Below are 26,997 nucleotides of genomic sequence, written 5' to 3'. Positions count from 1 at the left end.
CGGGACCCCGTCGTCGTCGGTGCGCGGACGGGCTACCCCAGGAGGCCGCCCACGAGCCGGCCTGGCTCCTCGGGGGACGGGGCCTCGTCCCCGCCGCCGTCGCTCGGGACACCGCCGTCGCCGCCGCCCGTGGTGGTGCCGCCGGAGGTGGGGCCCGAGCTGGTGCTCGGGGCCTGGTCGACCGGGGAGGACTGCTGGGGCGGGGCCTCACCGGTGGTGCCCTGGGTCTGGCTGGGCGCGCCGGTGACTGCGCCGCCGGTGTCCCGGGTCGCGCCGGGGCTGGTGGTGCCGGCGGACGGGCCGGTCGTTCCGGAGGAGGCGCTCTGGCTGGGCGAGGTGGAGGCGGACGGGGCCCCCTGCCTGCTCTTGTCGGGCTTCTTCGGGAGCGGGGAGCCGGGCAGTTCGTTGCGCGGGGCCTCGCCGGGCCCGGGGACGACCACGCGGTCGGAGTCGCGCACGGCACCGCCGAGCAGCGAGCCGACGAGCAGGGTGAGCCCGCAGACGACGGCGGTGATCAGGGTGCCGCGGCGCAGTACGTAGCGGCGCAGGTCCCACAGGTCGGACCGGGGGCCGAGACGGCGCCAGGCGCGGGCGGCGAGGCGGCCGTCGACGGAGTAGACGGGGGCGCCGGCGATGACCAGCGGGGACCAGGCCGCGAGGTAGATGATGTCGGGCGCGTCGTAGGCGGGGGCGCTCTTCCAGCTGACGGTGACCAGCAGTGCGGCGGAGAGCACGGCGCCGACGACGGCGGCGACGCGCTGCCAGCAGCCGAGGACGGTGAGGACGCCGACGACGACCTGGAGGAAGGCGATGACGAGTCCGGCGCCGACGGGGTGCTCGAGGGCGAACTGCTGGAGCGGCCGGGCGACTTCCCAGGGGTGCAGGGTGTTCAGCCACGTCACCATGGAGCCGCGTTCGCCGCCGTCGAAGTAGACGGGGTCGCAGAGTTTGCCCATGCCGGCGTAGACGGAGATGAAGCCGAGGAAGACGCGCAGCGGGAGCAGGACGACGCCGAGGTTCATCCGGCGGCCGGGATAGTAGGCGTGCCGGGCCGGGTCGTCGCCTTGGCGTCTGGCCCGGCGGCCGCCGGACTTCCGGTCGGCGGCCCGGTGGCCACCGGTGCCCTCGAACCCGCCGGTGCCGCGGCCCTGTTCGTCGTAGGGCTGGTCGGCATCGGGCCGGTCGCCGTAGCCGTGCTCGTCGTAGCCGTGCTCGTCGTAGCCGTGCTCGTCGTAGCCGTAGTCCCCGTAGCCGCCGTAGGCCGGTTCGTCGTAGACGCTGCCGACGGGGCGCATGGGGGGCAGCAGGGGCGGTGCGTCGCCGTGGGTGCGCTGGGTGCCGATGACGGGCACTTCGATGGGCTGGGTGTCGGCCGGGTCGTCGGCGTAGCCGTAACCCTCTCCGACGCGGGGGACGACCCGGGTCGCTCCGGCGTCGGTGAGCGGCTCGTCGGCGTGCCGGACGCCTTCGTGGCGCACGGCCTGGAGAAGCCGGTGCGCGCCGGTGTCGTCGGGGGCGGAGCGACCGCTCCAGACGACGGGACGTCGCCGGGGCGCGACCCCGCCCGGGGCACCCATGGTGGTGACGACGGGGATGCGGGGCGCGCCCTGGGCGACGCTGAAGTGCCGTGCGATCCGCGGGGATCGGGCGCGTCGCGTCGAGGCGCCCAACTGCACGCGGAAGCTGGCGCGATTGACGATGATCTGCGCCGGATCGCTCGGCACCTTCACCATGCTCAGCGCGGGAGCGTCGTCGAGTCCCGACGAGCGGTCCCCCGTGGGTGTGCGGGGTGTTCTGGTGTCCACACTCATCTAACCGAGTGACGTGGTCATAGGACACTGCCTTGACGCGCCGGATGTGTCCGGACCCCGTCAAGCTCGTCCGGACCACCCGGAACACCCCATGTGGGTGATGGCGTCGAACGCCCGTTCAGGCGCGGCGGCGTGCCGCCTCGTACAGCACGACTCCCGCCGCCACACCGGCGTTGAGCGATTCGGCACCGCCCGGCATCGGGATCCGCACCCGGAAGTCGCAGGTCTCGCCGACCAGTCGGGACAGTCCCTTGCCCTCGCTGCCGACGACGATCACGACCGGACCCGCCAGCGCGTCCAGTTCGCCGATCTCGGACTCCCCGTCGGCGGCCAGCCCGACGACCGTGATCCCCGCCTTCTTGTACGCCTCCAGGGCGCGCGTCAGGTTGGTGGCGCGGGCGACGGGCGTACGGGCGGCCGTACCGGCGGACGTCTTCCAGGCGCCGGCGGTCATCCCGGCGGCCCGCCGCTCGGGGACGACGACGCCGTGGCCGCCGAAGGCGGAGACGGAGCGGACGACGGCGCCGAGGTTGCGCGGGTCGGTGACTCCGTCGAGGGCGACGATCAGCGGGTCCTGGCCCTCGTCGTGGGCGCCCGCGACGAGGTCCTCCGGGTGCGCGTACTCGTACGGCGGGACCTGGAGGACCAGACCCTGGTGGTTCAGCCCGTTGGTCATCCGGTCGAGTTCGGGGCGGGGGGCCTCCATGAGGTTGATCCCGCCGCGCTCCGCCGCGAGCTGGAGCGCCTCGCGCACCCGCTCGTCGTTGTCGATGAACTGCTGGACGTACAGCGTGGAGGCGGGCACGCCCTCGCGCAGCGCCTCGACGACCGGGTTGCGTCCGACGACGAGTTCGGAGGTCGAGCGGCCGCCGCCGCGCCGCTGCGGGGCGCGTCCGGCGGCGCGGCGTGCCTTCGCCTGGGCGGCGCGCTGCTTGGCGTGCCCCTTGCGCATCTCGGCGGGGGGCGTGGGGCCCTTGCCCTCCAGGCCCCGGCGCCGCTGGCCGCCGCTGCCGACCTGCGCGCCCTTCTTGCCGGACATGCGGCGGTTGTTCGCGGCCATGATGTACCCGTCTCCGTGAAGTCGTCCGTGCGTGCCTGCGTACGGGCTCGTGTACGTCCGTCCGCAGGTACCCACGCGTGCGTGTGTTCGTCTGTGAAGTGTGCCGCCCGGAGGCCCGGACAGCACAACCCGATCTTGGGGAACCCGGAGAACCAGGGGGTTCCGGGCGGCTCCCCCGCCTGCCTCAGCGCGGGCCGAGGCTCCAGCGCGGTCCCTGCGGGCTGTCCTCGATGACCAGCCCGGACCGGCCGAGCTGGTCCCGGATGGCGTCCGCGGTGGACCAGTCCTTGCGGGCGCGGGCGGCCTCGCGCTGGTCGAGGACCATGCGGACGAGGGTGTCGACGACGCCGTTCAGCTCCTCGCCGCGGTCACCGTCGCCGGCCCAGTGCGCGTCGAGGGGGTCCAGGCCGAGGACCGCGAGCATGGCGCGCACCTCGGCGAGGCGGGCGACGGCCGCTTCCTTGTCGTCGGCGGCCAGCGCGCTGTTGCCCTGCCGGACGGTGGTGTGCACCACGGCCAGGGCCTGCGGTACGCCGAGGTCGTCGTCCATGGCCTCGGCGAAGGCGGGCGGCACCTCGGCGGCCGGCTCGACGGCGCCGGGCGTGCCGGTCAGCTCGCCCACCCGCTGGATGAAGCCCTCGATCCGCGCGAACGCGGACTCGGCCTCACGCAGGGCCTCCTCGCTGTACTCGATCATCGAGCGGTAGTGCGGGGTGCCGAGGTAGTAGCGGAGCACGATGGGCCGCCAGCGCTTGACCATCTCGGAGACCAGGACGCTGTTGCCGAGCGACTTCGACATCTTCTCGCCGCTCATGGTGACCCAGGCGTTGTGCACCCAGTACCGGGCGAACTCGTCGCCGTAGGCCTTGGCCTGGGCGATCTCGTTCTCGTGGTGCGGGAAGATCAGGTCGAGGCCGCCGCCGTGGATGTCGAAGGCGGCGCCGAGGTACTTGTGGGCCATCGCCGAGCACTCCAGGTGCCAGCCGGGTCGCCCGCGGCCCCACGGCGTCTCCCAGCTCGGCTCGCCGGGCTTGGCCGCCTTCCACATGGCGAAGTCGCGCGGGTCGCGCTTGCCGGTCTCGCCCTCGCCGGACGGCTGGAGCAGGTTGTCGAGCTCCTGGTTGGACAGTTCCAGGTACCCGGGGAACGAGGTGACGGCGAAGTAGACGTTGCCGTCGGCCTCGTAGGCGTGGCCGCGCTCGATGAGGCCGCGCATCATCTCGACCATCTCGGTGATGTGGCCGGTGGCGCGCGGCTCGTAGGTCGGGGGGAGGCAGCCGAGGATCTGGTAGCCGTCGGTGAAGGCGCGCTCGTTCTCGTAGCCGATGGACCACCAGGGGCGGTTCTGCTCCGCGGACTTCGCGATGATCTTGTCGTCGATGTCCGTGACGTTGCGGATGAACGTCACCTTCAGGCCGCGGTACTCGAACCAGCGGCGCATGATGTCGAAGTTCAGCCCCGAGCGGATGTGCCCGATGTGCGGTGCCGCCTGCACGGTGGCACCGCACAGGTAGATCGAGACGCAACCCGGCTGGAGCGGGGTGAAGTCACGGATCTGCCGGGCGCTGGTGTCGTACAGGCGAATAGTCACCCCTCCAGGGTAGTCGGCCCGGAGCGGTGCCTCGCGCCCCTTTACCGGCCCGTGTCGTCTTCCCGGCCCGGGTCGTCGGCCGGTGTGGGTCGTCAGCCGGTGTGGACGACGAGGGCGGTGGCCACGGCCATCAGTCCTTCGCCTCGGCCGGGGAACCCGAGTCCGTCGGTGGTGGCGCCGGAGACCGACACCGGGGCGCCGGCGGCCTCGGTGAGGATCTTCTGGGCCTCGTCCCGGCGCTTGCCGATCTTGGGCCGGTCCCCCACGACCTGCACCGCGACGTTGCCGATCCGGAAGCCGGCCGCCCGTACGATCCGCGCGGCCTCGGTCAGCAGGGTCACACCGGAGGCACCGGACCACTCGGGCCGCCCGGTGCCGAAGTGCTGCCCCAGGTCACCGAGGCCGGCGGCGGAGAACAGGGCGTTGCAGGCGGCGTGCGCCACGACGTCGGCGTCGGAGTGCCCGGCGAGTCCGGGGCCCTGGCCCTCCCACTTGAGGCCGGCGCACCACAGCTCCCGGCCGTCCTCGAAGGCGTGGATGTCGGTGCCGATGCCGACCCGCGGGAGCACCGGCAGGGGCTCGGGGGGCGGCCCGGAAGCCGATGCGAAGACCGACTCGGAGTCCGGCTCAGAAGCCATCGTTGAGCCTCCTGCGGGCCAGGACCGCCTCCGCGAGGACGAGGTCCAGGGGGCGGGTGACCTTGAAGGCCTCCTCGTGGCCGGGGACGGTGACGACGGTCCGGCCGAGCTGCTCGACCATGCTCGCGTCGTCGGTGACGTCGTCGGTCACCGTCTCGTGCGCGTGCACCAGGGTGGCCCGGTCGAAGCCCTGCGGGGTCTGCACGGCGCGCAGCAGGGACCGGTCGGGAGTGGCGACCACGGGCTCCGGCTCGCCGGGGACGGCGGCCGGTTCGACCTGTTTGACGGTGTCGGCGAGCGGCAGCGCCGGGACCACGGCGGGGGCGCCCTCGCGGACGGCCGCGACCACGGCGTCCACGGTGTCCACGGGGACGAGCGGGCGGGCCGCGTCGTGCACCAGGACGATGTCGAAGCCGGGCGGCAGGGCGTCGAGGCCGAGCTTCACCGACTCCTGGCGGGTCTCCCCGCCGGGGACGACGACGAAGTCGGTGCGGTCGGGCAGCGCGTACGCGTCGAGCAGCGACCTGACCTCCGCAGCGCCCTCGGGCGGGGCCACGACGACGACCAGGGAGACGGCGCGGGAGGCGGCCATCGCGCGGATCGCGTGGATGAGCATGGGCGTGCCGCCCAGCGCGCGGAGTGCCTTGGGGGCTCCCGGCCCGAGGCGCACGCCCCGGCCGGCGGCCGGGATCACGGCCGCCGTGCGGGCGGTCGTACGGTCGGACGCGGGGCTCGGCGTCGGCGGAAGGATCGGATCGTCAGACATCGGTTCCTGTCAGGTTGGTGTGCTCGGCCCGGGGAGTTTGACGACAGGGCCTGGGTGGGTATGGCCTGGGCGTAGCCCCTGCTCCCGGAGTGGGGGGAGTGCCGGGCGTACCGCCTTGACCAGCCCCTTCCGTGACTCTGGTCGGGCCGGCCGCCCGGACCCGCACGCCAGGGGCGGGGACACGCGTGGTGACACTTTCCCGGCGCGGCGCACGTGCCGGGAAGCGCTGCGGGGTGCGGCGCAGGGTTGTGCGGGGTGTACGGAGCGGGCGTGTACGGCGCAGGGGTGCGGCGTACGGACCGGCTACGGGGTACGGACGCTGCCCGGGTACGGACATGCCGCAGCGCCCGGCGACATCACATCCGTCATCGGGCACCGCGGCAGTTCGACGCACTTCGATGTACGTACTGGCGACGTGAAGCTCCGCCTGCTTCGTCCGTCTCGCCTTACGAGGCGAGAACCTCGTCGAGGAGAGCCTCGGCCTTGTCCTCGTTGGTCTTCTCCGCGAGGGCGAGCTCGCTGACCAGAATCTGGCGTGCCTTGGCGAGCATGCGCTTCTCACCGGCGGAGAGGCCGCGCTCACGCTCGCGACGCCACAGGTCACGCACGACTTCCGCGACCTTGATGACATCGCCCGAGGCGAGCTTCTCCAGGTTTGCCTTGTAACGACGGGACCAGTTCGTGGGCTCCTCGGCGTACGGTGCGCGCAGCACCTCGAAGACCCGGTCCAACCCGTCCTGACCGACCACATCACGTACGCCGACGAACTCCGCATTGTCCGCTGGCACACGCACCGTCAGGTCACCCTGGGCGACCTTCAGCACCAAGTAGGTCTTGTCCACGCCTTTGATCTGGCGAGTTTCGATAGCCTCGATCAGCGCGGCCCCGTGATGGGGATAGACCACGGTGTCGCCAACCTTGAACGTCATGTGACAGGTACCCCTTCCGTGGCTATCCAGGGTAACACGGATACGGCGTGTTCCGAATGACGTTTTCGCAGGTCAGGGCCATTCTCGGGGCTTGACAACAGCATCAGGAACGTGCTGCGACCACTGAGCGGAAGCACGTATTCGCAGGTCGGAGGGGCCCTTCAGGGTGAGCGAAACGCGTACGTTACACGCATCCGGAGGCCTCGGCAGGTGGCGAAACGTCCCCATATGTACACCCGCAAGCGCTCGAGTTCCGCTACTCCGTTCGGTGTGCGCGACAGGGTTCCGGCCGAATCCGGAATTGATCACACGCCCTCCGGGACGAGCGGCCGGTGATCAATTTCCGGACCGCTTCGGCATTTCCCGGTCCGCCGCCGCATTCCTTCACGAAATATGCGCTACTCCGAGAAGGCGCCGAGGGGTGATCCCGGCCGCACTTATGCGATTGTCGGAGGAGTGCGTGACCGAAGTAACCGACGAGTCACTTACTCGAGTCATCCACGGCGTCGTCTGCCGCATCGTCGGCAGGGGCCCTCCTCCGGGCCCTATCACGACCCCGCCGGCACCTGCGGGAACGGCTGGTGATCGAGTGACGGCCGCGGTCCGCGCGCACCTTCCGGGGGAACGGCGGTCCCCGCAGGGAGGGTCGGGTGCGGGCTCGCGGGAGCGGCTCGATAGCCTGAGGCCGCTGACAGACACTTAAAGGCGGCCGACCCGGTCGCCGCCGCTCGCTCGAGTCAAGGAGTTGCCGCCGCCGTGAGCAGCAGCCTTCGACGCGGCGCCATCGCCGCCGCCGCCATCGCGTTCTCAGTCGCCTCGCTCTCCGCGTGCACATCTGGCAACAACGCCCAGTCCCTGCAGATCCAGCCGGACAACGCCGCGACGACCGTGGGCGACATCAAGGTCCAGAACGCCATCGTCGTCACCCAGCCGGACCGCGAGTCCACGGGCCCGGCCGTCGTCGCCGCGACCCTGTTCAACGAGGGCCGCACCGACCAGACGCTGGAGTCGATCACCCTCCCCGGCACCGGCAAGACCGTCGAGCTCACCCCCGCCAAGGGCGGCAGCCTGACCGTCCCGGCCGGCGGCTCGCTCATCATCGGCGGCCCGGGCAACGCCTCCGCCGTCCTGCCCAGCAGCCGTGAGGCCGTCCAGGACGGCAACGCGCAGCCGGTCACGTTCACCTTCAGCAAGACCGGTGACGTGAGCCTGCGCGCGTTCGTCCACCCGGCCGAGAGCTTCTTCAGCGAGTGGGGCCCGAGCGAGATCCCGGCCGCGCCCGGCGCCCCGGCGGAGCCGTCGGCGGAAGCGTCCGACGCGCCCGCCGACGACGCCTCGGGCACACCGAGCGACTCCGCGACCGAGGGCTCCGAGGCCTCGGAGTCGGCGGGCACCCCGTCCGACGCGGCCTCGGCCAGCCAGTCGGCCGGCGACTGAGCACCGGCGGCACAGCCGCACACGACGGTGGGCGGGACCCCTGCGCAGGGATCCCGCCCACCGTCGTACCGGCGAGTGCCGGCCAAGGCCCTCAGGGCTCGAACTTGTAGCCCAGCCCCCGGACCGTCACCAGGTAGCGCGGCGCGCCCGGGTCCGGCTCGATCTTGGCGCGCAGCCGCTTGACGTGGACGTCGAGGGTCTTGGTGTCGCCCACGTAGTCGGCGCCCCAGACCCGGTCGATGAGCTGCATCCGGGTCAGCACGCGCCCGGCGTTGCGCAGCAGCATCTCCAGCAGGTCGAACTCCTTGAGCGGCAGGTCGACCTTGGTCCCGCCCACGGTGACCACGTGCCGGTCGACGTCCATGCGGACCGGGCCGGCCTCCAGGGCGGCGGGGGCGACCTCCTCGGGCTCGCCCCTGCGGCGCAGCACGGCGCGGATACGGGCGACCAGTTCGCGCGAGGAGAACGGCTTGGTGACGTAGTCGTCGGCGCCTATCTCCAGGCCGACCACCTTGTCGATCTCGCTGTCCTTGGCGGTCACCATGATGACGGGGACGTTGGAACGGCCGCGCAACTGGCGGCACACCTCGGTGCCCGGCAGGCCGGGCAGCATCAGGTCGAGGAGGACGAGGTCGGCGCCGTTGCGCTCGAACTCGTCGAGGCCGTCGGGCCCCGTGGCCGCGACGGCGACCTCGAAGCCCTCCTTGCGGAGCATGTACGACAGGGCGTCGGAGAAGGACTCCTCGTCCTCGACGACGAGCACTCGGGTCACGGAAGGACCTCCGGGGAGGGAAGCGTTTCGTACGCGGATGAATCGGAAGCGTGGGGGGATGAGGGGGTGGACCCTCCGGCCTCGCCCTCGAGGCCTTCGGGTTCGTCCCGGTGGGACGACGGGGGGCCGCCGGGGCCGTCGCCGCGGGTGGGGGCCGCGGCGGCCTCGGGGAGCCGCAGGGTGAACGTGGAGCCCTGGCCTTCGGCGCTCCACACCGTGACCTCCCCGCCGTGCGAGGCGGCCACGTGCTTGACGATCGCGAGGCCCAGACCCGTACCGCCCGTGGCGCGGGAGCGGGCCGGGTCGACGCGGTAGAAGCGCTCGAAGACGCGCTCCTTCTCCTTGTCGGAGATTCCTATGCCCTGGTCGGTCACGGCGATCTCGATCAGGTCCCCGCCGTGCTGGGCGACCCTGCGGGCCGCGATGCCGACGCGGGTGCGGGCGGGTGAGTAGTTGACGGCGTTCTCGACGAGGTTGCCGAGGGCGGCGGCGAGCTGGCCGCGGTTGCCCCACACGCGCAGGTCGGCGGCGCTCGGCAGGTGCCCACCGCCCTCCTGATCGGGCCCTTCGAGCCTTTCGGGTCCCTCGGTTCCTTCGGGCCCGCCGGGCCCCCACACGTTCGAGGCCATGGTGATCTGCTTGGTGCCCGCCGCGTGGCGGCAGCGGTCGACGGCCTCGGCGACCAGTTCGTACACGGGGACGGGTTCGGCGTCCTCGAGCGGGTCGTCGTTCTGGACGCGGGAGAGGTCGATGAGCTCCTGCACCAGGTTGGTGAGACGGGTGGCCTCGCCCTGCATCCGGCCGGCGAAGCGCTCCACGGCCTCGGGGTCGTCGGAGGCGTCCATGACGGCTTCGGAGAGCAGGGAGAGCGCGCCGACGGGGGTCTTGAGCTCATGGCTGACGTTGGCGACGAAGTCGCGCCGCACCGCCTCGATGCGGCGGGCCTCGGTGAGGTCCTCCACGAGCAGCAGGACGAGCCGGGAGCCGAGGGGCGCCACCCGCGCGGAGACGGCGAGGGCCTCGCCGCGCCCGGTGCCGCGGCGGGGCAGATCCAGTTCGACCTGCCGTATCTCGCCGTCCCGCCGGGTGTCGCGGGCCATCTGCAGCATGGGTTCCACGGCGAGCTTGCCGCCGCGGACCAGCCCGAGGGCGTACGCGGCGGAGCTGGCCTTGACCACGCCGTCCGCCTCGTCCAGGACGACGGCGGAGGAGCGCAGTACGGACAGCACGGTGTCCACGCCCGGCGGAAGCACCGGGTCCGTGTGCAGCGAGGAACGCGTGGGGCGCCGTTGTTCGCGCTCGCTGAAGCGGAACGCCAGCACGGCGATGGCGCCGGTGAGCAATCCGGCGATCGCCGCCGCTGCGGCGACCGCCGCGTTCACGTCCATGTGTCCAGGTTAGGCATGCGCCGACCAGTGGCCACAGCCACGAGAGGGCAAACTCGAACACTCGTCGCTCAGAGTTCACCTTGGAGCCAGGGATGGTTCATTTGGGGTGGCGGCACCGGACGCGTAAGGATCGGAAGGTGGGAGCGTGGGGTTTCGCACCGTCGGTCGCGCGGGGTTCGCGCCGTCGACTGCGTGGCGGAGCGCCCGCCCCGGAACCCGGCGGGAGCCCGGCTCCCGTCCCGAAGCCCCGAGTAGACGCACGAGAGGAACTCTGATGCGGGACGCGTACCACGAGGAACTGGATTCGATCGGCGACAGTCTGGTGGAGATGGCCCGACTGGTCGGGTCGGCGATCGGGCGCGCCACCACAGCCATCCTCGACAACGACCTGAAGCTCGCCGAGCACGTGATCGAGGGCGACCAGAAGGTCGACGAACTCCAGCACGACCTGGAGGCCCTTGCCATAGCCCTGCTGGCGCGCCAGCAGCCGGTGGCGACCGATCTGCGGATCGTCGTGACCTCGCTGCGCATGTCGGCCGATCTGGAGCGGTCCGGTGACCTGGCGCAGCACGTGGCGAAGCTGGCCCGGCTGCGCTTCCCGGAGCGTGCGGTTCCGCAGGACCTGCACGCGACCATCCTGGAGATGGGCCAGCTGGCCCAGCGCCTGATGGCCAAGGCGGCCGAGGTGATCATCACCAAGGACGTCGACCTGGCGCTCCAGCTGGAGCAGGACGACGACGAGATGGACCTGCTGCACCGCACCCTCTTCCAGCACCTGATGGACGACCGTTGGAAGCACGGCATCGAGACGGCTGTCGACGTGACGCTGCTGGGCCGCTACTACGAGCGCTACGCCGACCACGCGGTCTCGGTCGCCAAGCGGGTGGTCTACCTGGTCACGGGCGAGCACGCGGACGAGATCCAGCCGGACATCCAGCCCGACATCCAGCCGGTGCCGGGGGCGCAGGAGGCCTGACCGGACGACGTCGGGGGGCGCGGGAATCGGCCGAGGGCGCGCATGAGCCCCAATGCGCCGTTGATGCGCCCGTCGGAACGGGCATCCAATGGGCACAGGTACGGCGCCAGTCTCTAGGAGGGACCCATGGCCGATTCCCCCAGCTCCCCCGGCACGACGCCCGATCCCACGCAGGAGCGGGAGACGGAGCAGCCCGCCGAGATCAGGAGCCTGCCCCTGGTCGCCGCGTGCGGCTGCGGCTCCGGCTGCGGCTGCGGCTGCCAGTCGGGCAGCCCCTGCCAGTGCTGAGCACGACCGTTCGAAGGCCCCGGCGACCGCCGGGGCCTTCGGCATGCCGGGCGGCCGGTGCGGGCGCAGCATGGAAGTACGTACGCCCCGAGTCGGTACGTAGGCCCGGAGTGGGAAGGAGGTGCGAGGCCATGACCCAGTTCATGGACATCCACCACGGCATGCAGGGCATCACGGCGGACCAGCTGCGGCAGGCGCATGAGGCCGACCTCGCGATACAGGAGGAAGAGAGCGTCTACTTCCGGCAGGCCTGGGCGGACCCGGAGTCCGGCACGATCTACTGCCTCTCGGAGGCGCCCTCCGCCGAAGCGGTGCAACGCGTCCACGAACGCACCGGCCACAAGGCCGACGAGATCCACGCGGTGCCGCTGTCGGTGCAGTAGGCGGTCCTGACCCCCGCCGGAGGCGGCGCCCCTCAGGGAGCACTGACCTCCGGCGCCTGCTGAACCCCACCGGCCTCGCCCCCACCGGCCTTCCCCGCGCCGGTCGCGTTCTCCTCGGCCGGCAGGCGGCGCATCAGCAGCCCGTACCCGAGTCCGGCCACGGTGCCGATGACGGCACACAGGCCCCACAGCCACCGCGCCCCGAACCGGTCGATGACGAACCCCGACATCAGCGGGGCGACGAGCGCGGCGACGGCCCAGGACATCGTGTACATGCCCTGGTAGCGCCCGCGTCCGTGGGCCGGCGACAGCTGGACGACCAGCCCGGTCTGGGTGGGCGCGTTGACGATCTCGGCGAGCGTCCACACGCAGACGGTGAGGGCGAAGACGCCGACCGACCCGGCGAAGGCGGTGAGGCCGAAGCCGTACCCGGCGAGGAGCGAGGAGATCACCAGCAGCCGTCCGGGGTCCCGGTGTTCGATGAACCGGGTCACCGGAATCTGCAGCGCGACGATCAGCACACCGTTGACCGCGATGGCCAGGCCGTAGTCGGCCGGGGTGAACCCGGCCGCGCCCATTGCCACGGGCAGTCCGACGGACCCCTGCATGAAGATCAGCGCGACGAGGAAGGACAGCCCGACGACCCCCATGAACCGCCCGTCCCGCAGGACGGTCCCCAGCCCCACGGAGTCCTCCCGCGCCTCCTCGGCACTCCGCACGGGCTTCGACTCGGGGAGCTTCACGAAGACGACGACGGCGCACACCATGGTCATCGCGGCCTCGACGAGGAACCCGGCGAGGTAGCTGTACTCGGCGATGAACCCGGCGGCCGTGGCGGAGACGGCGAAGCCGAGGTTGATGGCCCAGTAGTTGAGGGAGAAGGCGCGGATACGGTCCTCGGGCCGGACGATGTCGGCCATCATCGCCTGGACGGCGGGCCGGGACGCGTTGCTGGCCATGCCGACGAGGAAGGCGACGGCGGCGATGGAGACGGGGTCGCGCACGAAACCGAGGGCCGCCACGAACACGGCGGTGGAGGCCTGCGCGATGAGCAGCGTGGGCCGCCGGCCGATCCGGTCGGTCATCACCCCGGCGCCCAGCGAGGAGATCACCCCGCCGAGTCCGTGCACGGCGGCGACGAGACCGGCGTAGGTGGCGGAGTAGCCGCGGTCGAGGGTGAGGTAGAGCGCCATGAAGGTGGCGACGAAGGCACCGAGCCGGTTGACGAGGGTGCTCGTCCACAGCCACCAGAACGCCGGGGGCAACCCGGACACGGTCTCCCGCACCGCACGCCGGACACGGACGACGGACACCACGCAACCCCCCGATGTAAGCACCTGAAACGGCGAGCACACCTTACAGAGGAACCGGAGGAGTCCACCACTCGATTAACGGCTCCCGCCGACCGTCCGCCCGGCGAGCGGGGGGCACGGCCCGCTCGCGGCTTCGATTACGCTCGGACCCATGGCCGACGCACCGTACAAGCTGATCCTCCTCCGCCACGGCGAGAGCGAGTGGAACGCGAAGAACCTGTTCACCGGCTGGGTGGACGTCAACCTCACTCCGAAGGGCGAGAAGGAGGCGACGCGCGGCGGTGAGCTGCTCAAGGACGCCGGCCTGCTGCCCGACGTGGTCCACACGTCCCTCCAGAAGCGCGCCATCCGCACCGCGCAGCTGGCGCTGGAGTCCGCCGACCGCCTCTGGATCCCGGTCAGCCGCAGCTGGCGCCTGAACGAGCGCCATTACGGCGCCCTCCAGGGCAAGGACAAGGCGCAGACTCTCGCGGAGTTCGGCGAGGAGCAGTTCATGCTGTGGCGCCGCTCCTACGACACCCCGCCGCCCCCGCTGGACACCGACGCCGAGTACTCCCAGTTCGACGACCCGCGCTACGCGACCCTCCCGCCGGAGCTGCGCCCGCGCACGGAGTGCCTGAAGGACGTCGTCGTCCGGATGCTGCCGTACTGGTTCGACTCGATCGTCCCCGACCTCCTGGCCGGCCGCACGGTCCTGGTCGCCGCCCACGGCAACAGCCTGCGCGCCCTGGTCAAGCACCTCGACGGCATCTCCGACGCCGACATCGCGGGCCTGAACATCCCGACGGGCATCCCCCTCTCCTACGAACTCGACGCCGACTTCAAGCCGGTCACCCCGGGCGGCACCTACCTCGACCCGGACGCGGCAGCCGCGGCCATCGAGGCGGTCAAGAACCAGGGCAAGAAGAAGTAAGCCCGCACGAACAAGCCCCCTACCTGCGGGTTCTCCGCGAGTAGGGGGCTTGTTGTTGTGCTTGGGCCGTCTCTGGGCCGTGGCGCTTAGATGCGGCTGATCCTCATGCGAACCGAGACGAGGAGCGCCACCAGGGTGGCGACGGCCACGTCTGTGCCGGCCCGGACGCTCAGCCACGCACCACCGAGACCGATGAGCGGGAACGGCAGGGGGTGGAGGGTGAGGTCGATGCGGAGGCCTCGGCGTGACATCATAGCCTTCTCCGTGTGGGTCATGCGCTGTTCCATTCCTAGGTAATAGTCGATCCCATGGAAAGGAGAGGCCGCCCCTGGACTGGCGGCCTCTCCACTATTTGGGTAGGAAGAACATACACCCCATCTGGCGGTCGACAAAGCGCATCAGCCCAGGCCCTATATCTACCCTATTAACCAGCGAGGAGCATCGGGTGTTGACCCGGCCCTGATACCCGCGAGTGCTCACGCAGGCTCCGTCTTCAAGTGCCCCCGCAGCCGCGCTAGGCCTTGACGCCCTGGCAGTGAGCTTGCTGCCGTGCTCGGGAGCAAGGATGCCGACAGCGATGCGGCGCAGAACTTTGCCACGAAATCTCGTGTGGATAAGATTCAGGATCGCCAAACGTGAAACGAGATTCGAAGGACGTAATCTTCTACACGGAAACATGATGTGCGATTTGGACCCCTGAAACCAAATCCGTAACACGAATCACGTAACGAGAATCTGCTTCAAACAAATCTGCTGTCACGAATCATGCTGCGAAGTGACTGAAAATTGGCTCACACATCGCCGAAGACAGCAGCGACAGCCCTGCGCGTGCGCTCCTGGCTGGACGGCATGAGGTGCGCGTACACGCGCAGGGTCAGGCCGGGGTCCGAGTGGCCGAGGTACTCGGCGAGGGCCTTGATGTTCTCCCCGGCGTCCAGGAGCACCGAGGCGTAGAAGTGTCTCAGGGCGTGCATGCCGTTCTCGCGGGACTCGGTGTACGACTCGCCCGGCTTCCGCTCGGGGATCACCCCGGCGCTCGCGAGCGCCCGCTTCCACGCCTCCTCATTGAGCGACGTACGCCAGACGTGCCCACCGCGCGGCCCGGTGAAGATCAACCGCTTGGTCACCGGAGGACCGTCGGCTACCTTCCACGGCAAAGTGATCTCGACCGGCGGGAACCGCTTCATGTGCTCCCGGAGCGCGTCGGCGACCGGGCCGGGAAGCGGCACGTCCCGCAGCTTGCCGCCCTTCGGAGGCGCGAACACGGCCTTGCTGCGGCTCAGCTTCAGTTGCTGGACCACGTGGAGCGTGTCCGACTCGAAGTCGATGGCGTCGACGGCCACGCCCAGGATCTCGCCCTGGCGGAGCCCGCAGCCGCCGCCCAGGTCGACCATGGCTTGGTAGCGCTCGGGCATGGCGGCCCGGACGGCGAAGACCCGCTCGGGCGTCCAGGGCACGACGCGCTTGCTGTCGACGGTCGGCGGCCGGACGGACCGGGCGGCACACGGGTTGCGGGGAAGGTGACCGTCATCCACTGCCGCGCTGAGCGTCGCGCGCACGTTGGAGTAGATCGTCCGGGCGTACGACCCACGGACGCCGTTCTCCTGCAACTGCCGTACCCAGTCGCGAATGTGCGCCGGCTGGAAGGAGCCGAGCGGACGCGAGCCGAGGTAGGGGAAGGCGTGCAGCCGTAGTTGCGACTCCATCGAGGCTTGGGTGTTCGGGTCGGCGCCCTGCGTGGCGACCCAACGTTCGGCGTACTGCTGAAAGGTGATCCGGGCGGCACGCGGGTCGATGTACTGCCCGCGCGCCATGTCCGCCTCGATGTGTGCCAGCCACTGATCAGCGAGCCGCTTCTGACGGTCGGGGAAGCTCTTGGACTTCTCTGTGCCGTCCGGGCCGACGTAGCGAGCGCGGTAGCGCTGACCGGACCCGTAGCGCTCGGTCTTGACCTTGCGCGCCTTCCCGTCCGGTCCGGTCTCGGTTCTGTACCAGCGGTCTTGGATATGCCCGGCCATCAGGCGGCAGCCCCTTCCCGCAGGGACTCGACCCAGGCTTGGACGTCCGCAGGGTCGTAGCGCAGGTGCCGGCCGACCCGGAAGCCACGGGGACCAGTGCGCTTGCGGCGCCACTGGTAGACCGTCTCGACGCTGGGCAGGTCGAACATCGCCACGAGGTCGTCAGGAGTCAGGTACCGCGACGGCAGACCACGCGACTCGGAGGCCGCTTCCGCGACAGCGAGGCGTCGGCTACCCATGGGTGGGTTCTCCTTCTGCTCCGGGGGCGGGTTCGAGGGTTTCGGCGAGCCAGGCTTCGGCGTCAGTGAGGCCGGTCCCGGCGTAGACCCAGTGCGCGAGGACGAGGGTCGTGTCCAGGCCGGTCTCGGTCGCTGCCAGGGCTTGTGCGCGGCGCCAGTCGGCGCGGGCGTCGCGGAGGGCACCGAGGGTGGTGGAGTAGCGGCGGGACTTGGTGGAGAAGTGGCCGCGGAAACCGAGCATGTGGGCCCAGGCCCGCAGGCGGAGGTGTTCGAGGTCCTTGCGGGCGCCGAGGGCCCAGGCGGTGCGGATGAGCCGGCGGGCGTGGTCGCTGATGTCGAGCTGGGCGAGTTCGGCGAGGAACTTCAGCGGCCGGTCCAGGGCTCCCGTGGCGGTCTCGGCGCCCTTGGTGGCGTACTTGGCGATGTAGGCGGCGACGGCCCGTTCGGTCAGCTCCTGGCCGCCGTCGAAGTCGGCCGAGCGGATGGTGCGGACGTCGAGCTGACGGCCGAAGGTAAAGGCATGAGTGCGGCCGTCGATGACCGGGCCGTCCACACGTGCGGCGGCAGCGGCGGCCCGGATGGCGTCGGTCAGCAGCTCGGCGGTGGCCCAGGCGGGAGGCGGGGTGTCGCCGCCCTCGGGGCCGTCGATGCGGATGACGGCGTGGAAGTGGACGGCCCCGCGCTTCTGGTACTCGGCGACCTTGGCGAAGGACACCCGGGCGTACTCGCGGAAGGCCCGCTGGGTGAGGCCGGCGCGCTTGGCGACCTCCCGGCGCAGGTAGATCGAGAAGCGCCGCCACAGCGGACCGGCGTGCGCGTTCCAGAGCACGGCCGCTTCGTAGTCGTAGGTGTCCGGGTCGAGCGGGGTGCCGAGGGCGGGGTCGTCCTGGTCGTGGAGCGCGCCGCAGCGGCAGCGGCGGACCGAGCCGGCCGGGCCGGTGGGGCGGTTGTGGACCGGGCCGAAGCCCGGGGCGGTGAAGGTGGCGAAGACGCGCGGGTGGGCGGCGACGCGTTCGGGGACGCCCTTGCCGCCACGCAGTCCGGAGGTGATCAGGTGGAAGGTGTCGCGGCGGTACACCTCGGCGCAGGCCGCGCAGCGGGTCGTGCGGCGGTTGTTGCAGCGGACCAGGAGGTGACCGGCCGGGAGGCTGGAGGAGTCGAGGTGGTGGAGGACGTTGCCGATCTCGCCGGTGCGGGTGTTGAGGTCGTACTCGGTGCGGTGGCCGTCGAGGCGGATCGGGTGCGTGCAGCCGCCGAGGCCGGAGAGTTGGCGCAGGAGTGCGGGCATGGTGCCGAGGGCGGCCAGTTCGCCGAGTTCGTGAAGCGGGGGCGGAGTGGCGCGGGTGATGATGGCTTTCTCCTTCTGGTTCGGCTGGAGGGAGACGGCCCCCGGGGCGGCGGATGCTTGGCGGTATCGAGGCCGCCCCGGGGGTCTGGTGTGTCAGCGGCGGTGCTGGTCGCGGAGCAGCGAGCGCAGGACCACGGCGGCGACGGCCACGGAGACGGCCGTGACGGCGACGGCGGCCAGGAGCGCGGTCAGCACGACGCCGCCGACGAGGACGGCCGCGACCGCTCCGGTGCTGACGGAGATCTGAGGGGCTGGCCGCCGCGCGGGCACCTGGTCGGCCACGGTGTGGGTGTGCGCGGGTGGCGGCGTCGGGCTGTCGGGGTACTTGGGCAGGAACACGGCGAAGCTCTCCTTACCTACTCGTCTAGTCATGTGAGCCGTTGACGATGTCCACGCCGGAGCGCGTGCCGGACTCGATGGCCGGGGCCACGAAGGTGTCCGAGAGCCAGAAGCCGAAGAGGGCAATCAGGACGACGATCCACGTGCGGACGCCGAGGAACTTGACCGCTCCCCAGGCGAAGAAGCCGAGGAGGACGACGAGCGGCAGACTGACAGTCACGGTGTGCGGGTCCTTTCAGCGGACGGGGCAGCAATGGGTACGGGCGGCCAGTTCGGCGGCGGCGCGGCTGTCGTAGTCGGCGGAGAAGCCGCAGCGCGGGGCCGTGCAGGCGGCGGTGTGCTTCTCCCGGCCGCGACCGTCGTAGGCCGTGCCGACCTGGACGGGGCCGATGCGGGTGACGGAGCGGAAGCGCTTCGGTGCGGGCATGGTCAGTCCTCCTGTCGCTCGCTGGGGCCAGGGAATTCGCGCAGGATCCGGGCGGCTTCGGCGGGGTCCGATGTGCGGTCGGCGGCTTCTTCGGCGAGGAGTCGAGCGAGCGCCGACCGGCCGCTTACGGCCATCTCGCGGGCCGCTTCGAGGTAGTCGGCGGCCGTGTTGAAGCAGAGATGCATGGTTCCCCTTTGTTGGTCAGGTGAGTTGGGCGGCGATGGCGTCGGCCATGGGTGGCGGGACGCCGAGGCGGGCGCGCAGGGTCGGGGTGTCGATGGCTGTTCCGGTGCGGGCGTGGTGCTCGGCGGCGACTTTGCGGGCGTGCTCGACCAGGGCGGCCGGTACGGGGACGGCAGGCCGAGCGGGCGTCGGCTCGGCAGTGGGTAGCGCCGGAAGCTCCGGTACGGGATCGGGCGCGTCCTCCTGGTCCTCGATCTCCTCGGGCTTCTGGTCTTGGATCTCCTCGCGCCCCTCCTCGCGCTGGTCCTCGGTTTCGTCGGTCTCGTCGTTCGAGGGCGGCGACGAGTGGGCGAGGAGAGTTCCGCCGAGGAAGGCGACCGCGGGCCAGCCCGCGACGAGGATGCGGAGCCAGGCCGGCACGTCGTCCAAGTCGAGCAGTCCGGCGGTGGCGACGTTCGCGCCCAGGGACGCGGCGAGTGCGATCACGAACCAGCACCACCCGGCCGCTTTCGCGTCACCGGACCGCAGTCGGCGCCAGGCTGCGACGAGCAGCAGGTCGACCGAGACGGGATAGGCCCACGCCTTCCACCCGTCCTGTCCGGCCGCCAAGGCGACGTCGTGCAGGTGGGCGAAGGACAGCGCGGCAGCGATGACCGCTTGGACGAGCACCGCGTCGACACGGGCCAGGTGGGCGCGCATGCTGCGGCTCCTTCCGGGTTCGGGCATGGGAGGGGTAGGGACATGGCATGAGGCGGTCACGCCGACCGTGGAGAAGTAGGGCAGCGGCTCAGTCGGTCACCGGTCGGGGCCGCACGACCGGGTTCGGTGTCTCGACGGGCCGTACGGGCACGTCGGGGCGGAAGGACTTGAGCGCGGGCAGATCGGGGACCAGGTGGGCCGACTCGCGGCAGGTCTCGGCGGCGTCGCCGAGGGAGAGGTACGGCGTGCGGATGCGGGACCAGCCGCCGGAGGTGTCACCGGCCACGGCGAGGCCGGGCCGTTCGGGGGCAATGGCGCAAGCGGCGGAGACCGCCTCGGGGGCGATGTCGCCGAGTGCCATCTTGGCGGAGGCTTCGTCGTTGACGCGGTGGCAGACGCGGCCGGTCAACTGGGCCCGCAGCATGGTCGCACCCTTGCCCAACTCGGCGCCGAAGCGCTGCCCGCAGACCTCCAGGTAGATGCCGGCGGCCCGGCCGAGCTGGGCGAGCCGGATGAGCTGGGTGACCATCTCGTCCCGGCGTTCCTCGTCCTTCTTCGTGGCGACGAGGAAAAGTTCGGCTACCTCGTCGACGAACAGCACGACGGGCACCGGGCGTTCGTGCTCGGGCAGACCCCAGATGTCGGAGGTGATCTCCTCGTCCGGCGTGCTCGGCGCGATGCCCTGCCGGGACTTGATCAGGTCGTATCGGTCCTCCATCTCCTTGATGAGCACGGGCAGCAGCTCGGCGGCCTGCTCCGGGTCGGTGGCGAGCGCCGACAGGCGCGGAGCGAAGGGCGCCAGTTCCACGCCCCGCTTGCAGTCGATGCCGACGAGGGCGACGGGTTGGCGGGCGAGTCCGGCGACGAGGTGACGCAGGTACATGGATTTGCCGGACAGCGTGGCGCCGAGGGTGAGTTGGTGCGGCACGGTGCGGTAGTCGCGTATGAACGGAGTGGCGTCCTCCCGCAGCGCGACCGGCACTCGAAGCAGGTCCGAGCGGAGCTTGCGCGGCATACGCACCCGCCTCAGCACGTCGAAGCCGACGAGCCGCAGGTCGACCACGCCCGGCTTGACCGTGGTCACGTAGACGGCATGGACGCCCCAGGCGTGCCGCAGCCGTTCGGCGGAGGCTGCCACGTCGGCGGGTTCCTGCCCCGGGGCGAGCCGCAGACGAACCCGCAGCCCCGTCGTGGTCGGCCGGATGATCCCCCGGCGCGGCGGTACGGGCCGGACCTCACGGCGGGTGGTGGCCTTGACCGCCAGGACCCGCAGCCGGGAAGGGGCCACGGTCAACCCGCACGCCTCCATGACGGAGCCGTAGGAGCTGAGCAGCCGGACCGTGGACACCGGTATGCCGACCGCGGACCAGTAGACGCCAGGGTGTCGTGCCCGGGCGTAGGCGGCCCCACCGCCGAGTGCGGCGACGGGACCACCCACCTCCAGAAGCGTTGCCAGGTCGGTCATCAGGCCGTGGCCCCCACGGCGGCCGGGAAGGCGGCCGGAGTGACGGCGGCGGCCCGGAAGGCGATGCCGTGCCGCTGCTGGCCGTTGAACACGCTCTCCCACGGCCGAGCGATCAGGCCCGGCAGGGAGACCGGGGCGCCGAGGGCGAGCCCTTCCGACACACCGCTCTCCGGCACTGTCACCTTGATCAGGGACGACTCCCCCTCCTCGATGTACACGACGCCGAGCGTCATCAGGGCCTCACCGCTAACGGCGTCCTTCGCGATCTCGCCCGTCTGCCGGTCGCGGACCTTGGGCTCGGGCGCCTCGGTCAGCAGAATCGTCGCGGCCGAGGTCTCCACACGGATGGTGCGCAAGGTTTCTTTCCCCATCTACTCGTCTAGACAAGATGCAGCCTTCGAACCCGACGACGCCGGGAACGGGGACCACCCTGCCACACAGCTTGCCCACTCGTCTAGACGAGTATGCCTGTCGAGGTGTACGAGTCCGAAGAAGTGGCCTCGCGCACCGCCGATCAGGTCGCCGGGAGCTGGTAGGAGAGGACGTACGCGTCCGCCGCCATGACCGTGTCACAGACCTCCACGGCCCGTCCTGCGGTATCGAAGGCGGTACGGATCAGGTGGATCACCGGCACACCGGAGGCCAGTTGCAGCGTCTTCACCTCGGACGGCGAGGGCATCCGGGCCCGAATCTCCTCCTCGAAGTGGTCGAGCTGGTGGCCCAGTTCCTCGAGACGGGCGTAGATGCCGCCGGGGCCCGGGTTGGGTTCGGCGATCTGCGTACCGCGGGCGATGTCGAGCGGAAGGTACGAGGTGGCGAACTCGACCGGCCGACCGTCGAGCAGATACCGGCGCCGCCGGGCGAGCACGCGCCGCACGGAACCGAGCCGGGCGGAGATGCCCTGACCGGCCTTCTCCTCCTTCACCTCCAGGCTGTCGACCTGCGGGTGACTGCCGGCGGCGTCGGCCTCCACGATGAACGCGGACTTCCCCTGTTCGCGGTGGCGCCGGGCGAACCGGTCGGAGGCGAGGCGACGCACCGGAGGCCGGGGCCGGACGAAGACGCCCTTGCCGTGCTCGGCGTGTACCAGGCCCTCACCCTGGAGGATCGAGAAGGAGTTCCGGACCGTCATCCGGGAAACCCCGTAGTGCTCGACCAGTTCCGCCTCGGAGGGCAGCTTCTCGCCCTCCTTGAATCGCCCACGGTCGATGGCCTCGCGCAGCTGGTCGGCGATCTGGCGGAAGACCGCACGATCACTGGTCGGGTCGAGGCCGCCGAGAATGCTCGGTAGAGACGTCACGCGTACTCCTTTAGGTATCTAGACGAGTGGGCGAGTGTTGTTGCTACGGTGGAGAGCCTAGTCAGCCGAGAGGGCCGAGGAACGTGAGCACAGAACGCCCGCACTCCGTGAGCGTCGCCGGGGTCATCGTCGATGATCAAGGCCGGGCCCTCCTGATCAAGCGCCGCGACAACGGCCACTGGGAACCCCCGGGCGGAGTCCTCGAACGCGAGGAAACCATCCCCGAAGCCCTCCAGCGCGAAGTTCTCGAAGAAACCGGCATCAAGATCGCGCTTCCCGCAACCTTGACCGGCGTCTACAAGAACATGACGGGCCTGATCGTCTCCCTCGTCTTCCGCTGCCAGGCGGCCGACGGCACACCCACCACCGGGGACGAGACCCGCGCACTGCGCTGGGCCACCCGCGAAGAAGTCATCGAACTCACCGACGAGGCGTACGCAATCCGCGTCCTGGACGCACTCGACGCGGCGACCCCGCCGGCCATCCGCGCCCACGACGGCGTGAAACTCGTCTAGCCCGAACCCGCTACACATGGCGGCCTACCAGCGCGAAGGAACTTGTATGCACGAGTATACGAGTAGGGCCCGGGTCTGGGGACTGTCTTGCCCAGGATTTCCGGAAGAGGTCAGCAGGGCCCGCCGGTGGACCCGCGACATCCTGCGTGGCTCGCCGTTCGCGGAGGACGCCGAGCTGATCGTCAGCGAGCTGAGCGCGAACGCGATCCTCCACACGGCCAGCGGCCAGGCATCCGGCAGCTTCCATCTGGCCCTCGCCGTCTCCCCGCAGGTGGTCGCCCTGTCCGTCACGGACGAGGGAGGAACCAGCACGGCCCCGAAGGCCGAGCACCAGGACGACCAGGCCGAGCATGGCCGGGGCCTGGGCATGGTCAGCTCGATCGCTCACCGGGTCGTCATCCACGACAGCTACGGCGGCCACACGGTCACCGCGGAACTCTTCACCGAGGCCGGCCCGGCAGGAGGACACCCGTGCTGACGTCCGCTCCCCCTGAAGCGCTGAACGCAAGCAAGCGACCGCTTCCCTACCGGTGTCGGGCCGCCGCCTACCCCTTGAACGAGGTCCGTTCCGTCCCCATGGGGTCACACGACACCACGAGCCCGCGCTTGGCTCTGCGCTGGTTACGCAAGCGCACGCGTCACATCACTGACCAGCTCGACGCCGCGTACGCACAGCCCGGCCTGCACTGGTTGACGGACGAGACAGAACACGAACGAGCCCTCACCTACATGACCGAAGGCACGGGCTACCAACTCACCCTGTACGACGAGAACACCCGCTACGTCCTCGTGGTCCATCCGACGGGAGCGACCTCGTGAACGGGCCCACCCGCGGCTACTGGTGCGAATGCTGGACCGAGGACGTCAGCACCACAGAACAGCCGGCACTCCTGGCATCGTTCGACGCGTACTCAGCACCCCAGGCAGACCGATGGGTTGCCATTGCCCTCCGCACCATCTCACCAGCACTCGACTCCGACGCGTCGGACGAAGCCTGGGCATGGCTGCACGAAGAGCGCGCCCAGACCCGAAGGGCTCTCCTGCGCTCCGAGCCGTGCACGGTGACCATCACGCACGCGGACGTCCGCATCACATGGACCATCCGGCCAGTCCTCTTCCTGCCCCTCGCACACCGGCAGAACACTGAACTCCCAGCCTGTGTACACCGCTTCAAGCCCCACACCACAGACTGAGTTACAACTTTCTTTACGGGTTCAAGGCGGCTCGCTCCGCTCACCGCGCGCGGCCCGGTCCCCGGCCGGGCCTGCGCTCCTGTCTCCGCCCCGCTCCAGCCCGGCCGGCGCCCGTGCCGCGCGTAGGCGGGTGAGCCGAATCCCATGATGTCGAGTACCGCACACGGGCCGGTCAAGGCCAGAACGATGCCTCCGGCGGGGGATCCGGCCGGCACCGGGATGGAGGGGGCGCCGTCGCCGACTGCGGACCCATAAGGGGCGTGCGGGGGGGGGAGCTCCCATCCCGTCCGCCGTCGACCCAGGCAGAGCGCGAGCTGAAAAGGGTCACTCATAGGGGCCGAGGAACCGTGAGCCGTTCAGGTGGATCAGGTGGTCGGGCGCGTCAGCCACCCAGGCTTCGGTCTCCCATGCAAGGTCGGCCAGCCACTTACGCATCGTGGCACGGTCCGGGAAGCAGTTCACGAACACCAGCCCTGCCTTGTCCGTCGCGAAAAGGTTCTTCAGGTGCTCACGCCGTCCGAAGTCGATCGGTCCGTGAGAAGTGACGGCTTCCATCAGGAAAAGCCAACCGCGCTGCTCGTCGTAGACCACGAGGTCCGGGTTCTTGCCGTGCTCGTCGAAGGCCAACCCGAGACGTGCGAAGACGTCGTCTTGGCGGATGTCGTAGCGGTGATCCTTGGCGTCTCCCAGGTAGAGCACTTGTCCGCCGGGGGCGAAGCGAGGGCAAAACTCCTCGACCATGTCCCGAATCAGGGGATTCTGGCCCCCGGGAGAGAGGCGGAACAGAGAACCGTCAGGAAGCGTGACCGGCAGCATCTGCATCTCGCGGGTTGCCTTGTAAGCGGCCTGCTGGGTGGGAGCCTCGGCTACCCAGGTGTCGAGGGCGTCTTGGAACCCCCGGGTGCCGAAGAGACGCACTATGGACAGAGCAGCCGGAGCGATCCGGTAATTGTTCTTGGAGGAGTTGACCGCGCGCCCTTCGGGAGCATCGGAGTTGTGCTCAGCGAACCCCGCGTCGACGAACTGGTGGAGCGTCTGCTTGCGGAAGGTCTCGCGCGAGTTCGGGGCATACTCTTTACCCCATTTCTCCGCAATGACGCCCATGATTTCCGTGACGCCGAGACGCGGGTTGGTCGCCGTGCCCCACGGCTCGCCGGGCTCCAGGCCCAGCAGCACGAGGGCCGTCAGGGCGGACCTGTTATTGCAGCGGACCTTGTCGAAGCCGAAGGCTTGCAGGAGGGCGCTGGCGTTGTCGACGGATGCTCGTAATGTGCTGATCACTCCGCTGAGCCTACGACAGCGGGGAACATGTCAGCTACGAGGGCGTCGAGCTTCGCCTGTTCCGGGAGCCATTCCGGCGCGTTCTGCGCCAAGCGCACCAAGTCGTCACGAGAGGGGAAGGGGAGCGTCTTGACGTCCCCGGCGTTGACCTGGGTGTGCCCGGAGAAGGTGCGGAAGATCGCGTCGAGCGTCGAGGAGTTCAGCCAGAGCATCAGCCCGTGCGCGAGCTGAGGGTCGATAGGCCCCTTCTTCTCATGCAGGTAGTTGGTCTTATTGTCCAGGGCAACCGGGCCGTCGTGCTTCCAGACGCCCGCGACCACACGCCGCTTCTCCTCCTTGGCGGAGAAGCGCTTGATGACGACGTAGTGCCCTTCGGGCAGGAGCAGCCTGCGGGCGGCCTCGGTGCTGGGGAAGAAGCCTTGCGGCTTCTTCGCGGGGCGCTGCGGCCACTCGATCTCTCCGCCGCGCACGTTGGCCTGGTAGATCATCGGGACGACATCTTCGGCGCTGAGGTCGTCGGTCAGGTGTTCGCGGTTGCGGAAGTCGACCACCTTGCCCGTGCTGACGCCCAGGCCTAGGTCGGCCAGGGTGAATGAGACGGCCGGCGGCACGACAGCGGAGTCGTCGAAGCGGACGAACCGCTCGCGGTCCCCGGGCAGGACCACGGCGCCGAACGGGATGGTACGGCGCAGCGGGACGTCGTCGTGCGCGATCGACGCCGACAGGACGACCTCTGGCTGCTGGTCGCCCCGCGTGCCAGTCACGATGACGTTTTCCTGGAGGACGCCGGTGTCAGCGAAGACTGTGTTGCGGCTCTCGAAGACGTGTAGGAGGTCGAGGCTGGTGCGGTCGAGCATCCACTGGCGGAAGGCGCGATGGTAGGTGCCGTTGGCCCAGGAGCGGGGCACGATGATCGAGATCTGGCCGCCGGGGGCGAGGGCGGCTGTGGCCCTGGCCCAGAAGGCCGTGTAGATGTTGCTGGTATCGACCAGGAGGTGGGCAATGCGCGTACGGTGCAGGCTGCCTGCGGCGAGCTTTCCGTAGGGTGGGTTGGCGACGACAAGGTCGAACGGCCCGTCGATGAGTGCGTCGTCGTCGGTGAGGTAGTCGCCCTGCACGAGGTCGAACGTGGTGCCGTAGGTTGTCCTGCATTCCTCAAGCGTGGTCCGCAGGTAGGGCATGACCTGCGGGTCCTTCTCCACAGCAACCACGTGAACGTCCAGGTCAGGGCGCTCGTCGTGCAGTCGGCTCACCAGTGCGGCGGTAAGCGAGCCGACCCCGGCGCCGGGGTCCAAGACGCGCACGGTGTTGCTCAGCGCGTCTAGGCGAGGCATCGAGGCGATCAGGTCGGCGGCTGGTGCAGGGGTAAAGAACTGCCCCAGGGCGGCCTGCGTCTGAGGGGCAAGGACACTGAGCGCCTCCACCCGTCGTGCCTCGGTGTTCTCGATCAGTTTCACGTCCGCGATCCTCTCACGGGGCACCCCCATGAGGCCGTTGGTGGAGATACATACTAAGTTCGCCACCCCGCGGCAACGTCGGGAGGCAGGTGCTGAAGGGCGAGAGAGCCCAGGGCGTCCCGGAAACCCGAGTTCATCAGTTGATGGGCACATGAATGGGTCCGGGGCGTCGTTGTCGCAGGTCAGCGCGATACGGCCTGTGGGCGGGTAGCGAAAGTGTGGGCACACGATTTCTAGAACGATCTAGTCTTGTCCTCGTCATTTGTGT

Annotated in this window: 32 protein-coding genes; 9 read left to right on the top strand and 23 right to left on the bottom strand. The window is 70.2% G+C overall.

Annotated features, from left to right (window positions below):
- Positions 1-32: 32 nt before the first annotated feature.
- The 6 genes from JL475_RS15730 to JL475_RS15705 all read right to left on the bottom strand — a co-directional run bounded on the left by JL475_RS15730 (position 33) and on the right by JL475_RS15705 (position 6,795).
- Positions 33-1,811: a DoxX family membrane protein gene (locus tag JL475_RS15730; RefSeq protein ID WP_202278331.1), complete on the bottom strand. Its 1,779-nt coding sequence runs from the start codon at positions 1,809-1,811 to the stop codon at positions 33-35.
- 118 nt (positions 1,812-1,929) lie between these two features.
- Positions 1,930-2,871, bottom strand: coding sequence for a 23S rRNA (guanosine(2251)-2'-O)-methyltransferase RlmB (gene rlmB, locus JL475_RS15725; RefSeq protein ID WP_202278330.1), 942 nt, complete (start codon positions 2,869-2,871; stop codon positions 1,930-1,932).
- 184 nt (positions 2,872-3,055) lie between these two features.
- Positions 3,056-4,462: a cysteine--tRNA ligase gene (gene cysS, locus JL475_RS15720; RefSeq protein WP_202278329.1), complete on the bottom strand. Its 1,407-nt coding sequence runs from the start codon at positions 4,460-4,462 to the stop codon at positions 3,056-3,058.
- 92 nt (positions 4,463-4,554) lie between these two features.
- Entirely contained in the window at positions 4,555-5,100 is a 546-nt protein-coding gene (ispF, locus tag JL475_RS15715) for a 2-C-methyl-D-erythritol 2,4-cyclodiphosphate synthase (protein WP_237407237.1), read from the bottom strand.
- Entirely contained in the window at positions 5,090-5,866 is a 777-nt protein-coding gene (ispD, locus tag JL475_RS15710) for a 2-C-methyl-D-erythritol 4-phosphate cytidylyltransferase (RefSeq protein WP_202278328.1), read from the bottom strand. The genes ispF and ispD overlap by 11 nt, the downstream gene beginning before the upstream one ends.
- 446 nt (positions 5,867-6,312) lie before the next feature.
- Positions 6,313-6,795: a CarD family transcriptional regulator gene (locus JL475_RS15705; protein ID WP_042168913.1), complete on the bottom strand. Its 483-nt coding sequence runs from the start codon at positions 6,793-6,795 to the stop codon at positions 6,313-6,315.
- Positions 6,796-7,551: 756 nt separating this feature from the next.
- Between JL475_RS15705 and JL475_RS15700 the strand changes: the two genes are divergently transcribed.
- Positions 7,552-8,232, top strand: coding sequence for a copper chaperone PCu(A)C (locus JL475_RS15700; RefSeq protein WP_202278327.1), 681 nt, complete (start codon positions 7,552-7,554; stop codon positions 8,230-8,232).
- 91 nt (positions 8,233-8,323) lie between these two features.
- Here JL475_RS15700 and JL475_RS15695 read toward each other — a convergent pair whose 3' ends face one another.
- The gene (locus JL475_RS15695) at positions 8,324-9,004 is read right to left on the bottom strand and encodes a response regulator transcription factor (RefSeq protein ID WP_030403545.1); all 681 of its coding nucleotides are present in this window, start codon (positions 9,002-9,004) and stop codon (positions 8,324-8,326) included.
- On the bottom strand, positions 9,001-10,392 hold the full coding sequence (locus JL475_RS15690) for a cell wall metabolism sensor histidine kinase WalK (RefSeq protein WP_202278326.1): 1,392 nt from the start codon (positions 10,390-10,392) through the stop codon (positions 9,001-9,003). Before JL475_RS15690 ends, JL475_RS15695 begins: the two co-directional genes overlap by 4 nt.
- Positions 10,393-10,666: 274 nt before the next feature.
- Between JL475_RS15690 and phoU the strand changes: the two genes are divergently transcribed.
- From phoU to JL475_RS15675, 3 genes are all read left to right on the top strand, one after another.
- Entirely contained in the window at positions 10,667-11,368 is a 702-nt protein-coding gene (phoU, locus tag JL475_RS15685) for a phosphate signaling complex protein PhoU (RefSeq protein ID WP_202278325.1), read from the top strand.
- A gap of 126 nt (positions 11,369-11,494) precedes the next feature.
- Positions 11,495-11,656, top strand: coding sequence for a hypothetical protein (locus JL475_RS15680; RefSeq protein ID WP_202278324.1), 162 nt, complete (start codon positions 11,495-11,497; stop codon positions 11,654-11,656).
- Positions 11,657-11,787: 131 nt separating this feature from the next.
- Positions 11,788-12,039 (top strand): SCO4226 family nickel-binding protein, encoded by a 252-nt coding sequence (locus JL475_RS15675; protein ID WP_202278323.1) that lies wholly within the window; start codon positions 11,788-11,790, stop codon positions 12,037-12,039.
- Positions 12,040-12,071: 32 nt separating this feature from the next.
- Here the strand turns inward: JL475_RS15675 and JL475_RS15670 are convergent, their stop codons facing one another.
- A complete protein-coding gene (locus JL475_RS15670) occupies positions 12,072-13,352 on the bottom strand; it encodes an MFS transporter (protein WP_307825062.1) in 1,281 nt (426 codons plus the stop codon).
- Positions 13,353-13,503: 151 nt separating this feature from the next.
- Here JL475_RS15670 and JL475_RS15665 point away from each other — a divergent pair, with 151 nt between their 5' ends.
- Complete coding sequence (locus JL475_RS15665) at positions 13,504-14,265, top strand: phosphoglyceromutase (RefSeq protein ID WP_202278322.1); 762 nt, start codon at positions 13,504-13,506, stop codon at positions 14,263-14,265.
- Positions 14,266-14,351: 86 nt separating this feature from the next.
- Here the strand turns inward: JL475_RS15665 and JL475_RS15660 are convergent, their stop codons facing one another.
- The 12 genes from JL475_RS15660 to JL475_RS15605 form a co-directional block, all read right to left on the bottom strand.
- Positions 14,352-14,519, bottom strand: a complete 168-nt coding sequence (locus tag JL475_RS15660) for a hypothetical protein (protein WP_202278321.1) — start codon at positions 14,517-14,519, stop codon at positions 14,352-14,354.
- 537 nt (positions 14,520-15,056) lie between these two features.
- Complete coding sequence (locus JL475_RS15655; RefSeq protein ID WP_202278320.1) at positions 15,057-16,283, bottom strand: site-specific integrase; 1,227 nt, start codon at positions 16,281-16,283, stop codon at positions 15,057-15,059.
- On the bottom strand, positions 16,283-16,522 hold the full coding sequence (locus tag JL475_RS15650) for an AlpA family transcriptional regulator (RefSeq protein ID WP_202278319.1): 240 nt from the start codon (positions 16,520-16,522) through the stop codon (positions 16,283-16,285). The genes JL475_RS15655 and JL475_RS15650 overlap by 1 nt, the downstream gene beginning before the upstream one ends.
- Positions 16,515-17,810, bottom strand: coding sequence for a replication initiator (locus JL475_RS15645; RefSeq protein WP_202278318.1), 1,296 nt, complete (start codon positions 17,808-17,810; stop codon positions 16,515-16,517). The genes JL475_RS15650 and JL475_RS15645 overlap by 8 nt, the downstream gene beginning before the upstream one ends.
- A gap of 153 nt (positions 17,811-17,963) precedes the next feature.
- Positions 17,964-18,209 carry a hypothetical protein gene (locus JL475_RS15640; protein ID WP_053914013.1) on the bottom strand — a complete coding sequence of 82 codons (246 nt, stop codon included), beginning with the start codon at positions 18,207-18,209 and terminating at the stop codon, positions 17,964-17,966.
- Between the two features lie 25 nt (positions 18,210-18,234).
- Positions 18,235-18,429 carry a hypothetical protein gene (locus tag JL475_RS15635; RefSeq protein ID WP_129826648.1) on the bottom strand — a complete coding sequence of 65 codons (195 nt, stop codon included), beginning with the start codon at positions 18,427-18,429 and terminating at the stop codon, positions 18,235-18,237.
- A 15-nt stretch (positions 18,430-18,444) separates the two neighbouring features.
- On the bottom strand, positions 18,445-18,636 hold the full coding sequence (locus JL475_RS15630) for a mobile element transfer protein (RefSeq protein ID WP_202278317.1): 192 nt from the start codon (positions 18,634-18,636) through the stop codon (positions 18,445-18,447).
- A 2-nt stretch (positions 18,637-18,638) separates the two neighbouring features.
- Positions 18,639-18,821, bottom strand: coding sequence for a hypothetical protein (locus JL475_RS15625; RefSeq protein ID WP_202278316.1), 183 nt, complete (start codon positions 18,819-18,821; stop codon positions 18,639-18,641).
- 16 nt (positions 18,822-18,837) lie between these two features.
- Positions 18,838-19,518: a DUF2637 domain-containing protein gene (locus JL475_RS15620; protein WP_202278315.1), complete on the bottom strand. Its 681-nt coding sequence runs from the start codon at positions 19,516-19,518 to the stop codon at positions 18,838-18,840.
- A gap of 88 nt (positions 19,519-19,606) precedes the next feature.
- On the bottom strand, positions 19,607-20,983 hold the full coding sequence (locus JL475_RS15615) for an FtsK/SpoIIIE domain-containing protein (protein WP_202278314.1): 1,377 nt from the start codon (positions 20,981-20,983) through the stop codon (positions 19,607-19,609).
- On the bottom strand, positions 20,983-21,339 hold the full coding sequence (locus JL475_RS15610; protein ID WP_202278313.1) for a hypothetical protein: 357 nt from the start codon (positions 21,337-21,339) through the stop codon (positions 20,983-20,985). The genes JL475_RS15615 and JL475_RS15610 overlap by 1 nt, the downstream gene beginning before the upstream one ends.
- Before the next feature lie 158 nt (positions 21,340-21,497).
- Positions 21,498-22,283, bottom strand: coding sequence for a GntR family transcriptional regulator (locus JL475_RS15605; RefSeq protein WP_202278312.1), 786 nt, complete (start codon positions 22,281-22,283; stop codon positions 21,498-21,500).
- A gap of 107 nt (positions 22,284-22,390) precedes the next feature.
- On the opposite strand from JL475_RS15605, the gene JL475_RS15600 reads away from it, so the two are divergent.
- The 4 genes from JL475_RS15600 (at position 22,391) to JL475_RS41480 (ending at position 23,991) form a co-directional block, all read left to right on the top strand.
- Positions 22,391-22,798, top strand: a complete 408-nt coding sequence (locus tag JL475_RS15600; protein WP_202278414.1) for an NUDIX hydrolase — start codon at positions 22,391-22,393, stop codon at positions 22,796-22,798.
- A 46-nt stretch (positions 22,799-22,844) separates the two neighbouring features.
- Positions 22,845-23,276 (top strand): ATP-binding protein, encoded by a 432-nt coding sequence (locus tag JL475_RS15595; RefSeq protein ID WP_202278311.1) that lies wholly within the window; start codon positions 22,845-22,847, stop codon positions 23,274-23,276.
- A gap of 98 nt (positions 23,277-23,374) precedes the next feature.
- On the top strand, positions 23,375-23,617 hold the full coding sequence (locus tag JL475_RS15590) for a hypothetical protein (protein ID WP_237407233.1): 243 nt from the start codon (positions 23,375-23,377) through the stop codon (positions 23,615-23,617).
- A complete protein-coding gene (locus JL475_RS41480) occupies positions 23,614-23,991 on the top strand; it encodes a hypothetical protein (RefSeq protein WP_307825061.1) in 378 nt (125 codons plus the stop codon). Before JL475_RS15590 ends, JL475_RS41480 begins: the two co-directional genes overlap by 4 nt.
- 324 nt (positions 23,992-24,315) lie before the next feature.
- Here the strand turns inward: JL475_RS41480 and JL475_RS41475 are convergent, their stop codons facing one another.
- Positions 24,316-25,272 (bottom strand): BsuBI/PstI family type II restriction endonuclease, encoded by a 957-nt coding sequence (locus JL475_RS41475; protein WP_202278309.1) that lies wholly within the window; start codon positions 25,270-25,272, stop codon positions 24,316-24,318.
- Positions 25,269-26,729 carry a class I SAM-dependent DNA methyltransferase gene (locus tag JL475_RS15580; RefSeq protein WP_202278308.1) on the bottom strand — a complete coding sequence of 487 codons (1,461 nt, stop codon included), beginning with the start codon at positions 26,727-26,729 and terminating at the stop codon, positions 25,269-25,271. The genes JL475_RS41475 and JL475_RS15580 overlap by 4 nt, the downstream gene beginning before the upstream one ends.
- Between the last annotated feature and the right edge of the window lie 268 nt (positions 26,730-26,997).

This window comes from Streptomyces sp. M2CJ-2 (genome assembly GCF_016757295.1).
Lineage (GTDB): Bacteria > Actinomycetota > Actinomycetes > Streptomycetales > Streptomycetaceae > Streptomyces.
This window is presented reverse-complemented; position numbering and strand designations above follow the sequence as displayed.

What these genes read in the sequence shown, in the direction of transcription:
- ispD (WP_202278328.1), bottom strand. Translation starts at nt 5,866, where the DNA reads ATGTCTGACGATCCGATCCTTCCGCCGACGCCGAGCCCCGCGTCCGAC.
- JL475_RS15590 (WP_237407233.1), top strand. Translation starts at nt 23,375, where the DNA reads ATGGGGTCACACGACACCACGAGCCCGCGCTTGGCTCTGCGCTGGTTA.
- JL475_RS15625 (WP_202278316.1), bottom strand. Translation starts at nt 18,821, where the DNA reads ATGCATCTCTGCTTCAACACGGCCGCCGACTACCTCGAAGCGGCCCGC.
- JL475_RS15665 (WP_202278322.1), top strand. Translation starts at nt 13,504, where the DNA reads ATGGCCGACGCACCGTACAAGCTGATCCTCCTCCGCCACGGCGAGAGC.
- JL475_RS15730 (WP_202278331.1), bottom strand. Translation starts at nt 1,811, where the DNA reads ATGAGTGTGGACACCAGAACACCCCGCACACCCACGGGGGACCGCTCG.
- phoU (WP_202278325.1), top strand. Translation starts at nt 10,667, where the DNA reads ATGCGGGACGCGTACCACGAGGAACTGGATTCGATCGGCGACAGTCTG.
- JL475_RS15680 (WP_202278324.1), top strand. Translation starts at nt 11,495, where the DNA reads ATGGCCGATTCCCCCAGCTCCCCCGGCACGACGCCCGATCCCACGCAG.
- JL475_RS15675 (WP_202278323.1), top strand. Translation starts at nt 11,788, where the DNA reads ATGACCCAGTTCATGGACATCCACCACGGCATGCAGGGCATCACGGCG.
- JL475_RS15655 (WP_202278320.1), bottom strand. Translation starts at nt 16,283, where the DNA reads ATGGCCGGGCATATCCAAGACCGCTGGTACAGAACCGAGACCGGACCG.
- JL475_RS15660 (WP_202278321.1), bottom strand. Translation starts at nt 14,519, where the DNA reads ATGATGTCACGCCGAGGCCTCCGCATCGACCTCACCCTCCACCCCCTG.
- JL475_RS15645 (WP_202278318.1), bottom strand. Translation starts at nt 17,810, where the DNA reads ATGCCCGCACTCCTGCGCCAACTCTCCGGCCTCGGCGGCTGCACGCAC.
- JL475_RS15615 (WP_202278314.1), bottom strand. Translation starts at nt 20,983, where the DNA reads ATGACCGACCTGGCAACGCTTCTGGAGGTGGGTGGTCCCGTCGCCGCA.
- rlmB (WP_202278330.1), bottom strand. Translation starts at nt 2,871, where the DNA reads ATGGCCGCGAACAACCGCCGCATGTCCGGCAAGAAGGGCGCGCAGGTC.
- JL475_RS15630 (WP_202278317.1), bottom strand. Translation starts at nt 18,636, where the DNA reads ATGCCCGCACCGAAGCGCTTCCGCTCCGTCACCCGCATCGGCCCCGTC.
- JL475_RS15650 (WP_202278319.1), bottom strand. Translation starts at nt 16,522, where the DNA reads ATGGGTAGCCGACGCCTCGCTGTCGCGGAAGCGGCCTCCGAGTCGCGT.
- JL475_RS15705 (WP_042168913.1), bottom strand. Translation starts at nt 6,795, where the DNA reads ATGACGTTCAAGGTTGGCGACACCGTGGTCTATCCCCATCACGGGGCC.
- JL475_RS15595 (WP_202278311.1), top strand. Translation starts at nt 22,845, where the DNA reads ATGCACGAGTATACGAGTAGGGCCCGGGTCTGGGGACTGTCTTGCCCA.
- ispF (WP_237407237.1), bottom strand. Translation starts at nt 5,100, where the DNA reads ATGGCTTCTGAGCCGGACTCCGAGTCGGTCTTCGCATCGGCTTCCGGG.
- JL475_RS15690 (WP_202278326.1), bottom strand. Translation starts at nt 10,392, where the DNA reads ATGGACGTGAACGCGGCGGTCGCCGCAGCGGCGGCGATCGCCGGATTG.
- JL475_RS15620 (WP_202278315.1), bottom strand. Translation starts at nt 19,518, where the DNA reads ATGCGCGCCCACCTGGCCCGTGTCGACGCGGTGCTCGTCCAAGCGGTC.